Genomic DNA, 1,435 nt, shown 5'->3' on the forward strand with positions numbered 1-1,435 from the left:
TGAACTGCACCCCAAAAGTTAGACAGAAAAATCTAACTTTTGGGGTGTTTTTATTATGAAATTAACTTATGAAGATAAAGTTCAAATATATGAATTAAGAGAGAAAGGAGAGAGCTTTAGACAACTTTCAAATCAATTTGGGATAAACATTTCTAATCTTCAGTACATGATCAAATTGATTGATCGTTATGGAATAGAAATCGTCAAAAAAGGAAAGAATTGTTACTATTCTCCTGAACTAAAACAAGAGATCATTGATAAAGTTCTTCTTGAGGGGCATTCACAAATTAGGGCGTCTCTGGATTATGCTCTTCCAAGTAGTGGATTACTTTCGAATTGGCTGGCACAATATAAGAAAAACGGGTATACTATTGTTGAGAAAACAAGAGGGAGACCACCTAAAATGGAACGTAAGCCAAAGAAGAGATTTGAAGATATGACAGAATTAGAACGTCTTCAAGCAGAAAATGAGTACTTGAGAGCGGAGAATGCCATTCTAAAAAAGTTGAGAGAACTCCGATTGAGGGACGAAAAGGAGCAAGAAGAAAAACGGAAATTGTTCAAGGACTGGTAACAGAGTTTTCTTTAGATATCCTTCTAAAGATTATTAAGCTTGCACGTTCAACCTATTATTACCACTTAAAACAGCTGGATCAAAGCGATAAAGATTATGATATTAAAGCTGAAATTCAGTCAATTTATACTGAGCATAAAGGAAATTACGGCTATCGTCGCATGACTCTAGAATTACGAAATCGTGGCTTCGTAGTGAATCATAAGAAGGTGCAGCGTCTGATGAAAGTACTTGGTTTAACGGCTCGAATTCGCCGTAAACGGAAGTATTCTTCATACCAAGGAGAGGTTGGCAAGAAAGCAGATAATCTTATTCAACGTCAATTTGAAGCAACCAAACCAATGCAAAAGTGCTACACAGATGTGACAGAATTTGCCATTCCAGCAAGTAGCCAAAAGCTTTATTTATCACCAGTTTTAGATGGCTTTAACAGCGAAATTATCTCCTACAATCTTTCTACTTCGCCGAACTTAGTACAAATGAAAGCTATGCTAGAACAAGCCTTTACAGAGAACCATTACGAAAATACAATTCTCCATAGTGACCAAGGATGGCAATACCAACACGATTTCTATCATCATTTTTTAAAGAATAAGGGAATCCAACCATCTATGTCACGTAAGGGAAATAGCCCAGATAACGGTATGATGGAATCTTTCTTTGGCATTCTTAAGTCTGAAATGTTTTATGGTTATGAGAATACGTTTCAGTCACTTGAACACTTGGAACAAGCTATTGTAGACTATATTGATTACTACAACAACAAACGAATTAAGGTAAAACTAAAAGGACTTAGCCCTGTACAATACAGAACTAAATCCTTTGCTTAAATTAATTGTCTAACTTTTTGGGGTCAGTACA

The 1,435-nt window shown here is 35.7% G+C and carries 1 protein-coding gene; it reads left to right on the forward strand.

Annotated elements, in window-relative coordinates:
- The first annotated feature begins 55 nt into the window (after window positions 1–55).
- A protein-coding gene (locus tag QZ114_RS07640) for an IS3 family transposase (RefSeq protein ID WP_295501708.1) occupies window positions 56–1,404 on the forward strand; the annotation gives its coding sequence in 2 pieces (ribosomal slippage) (window positions 56–506 and window positions 506–1,404; 1,350 coding nt in all).
- The last annotated feature ends 31 nt before the right edge of the window (window positions 1,405–1,435 follow it).

This window comes from uncultured Streptococcus sp. (genome assembly GCF_901875575.1).
In the GTDB taxonomy this organism is placed as follows: Bacteria; Bacillota; Bacilli; order Lactobacillales; family Streptococcaceae; genus Streptococcus.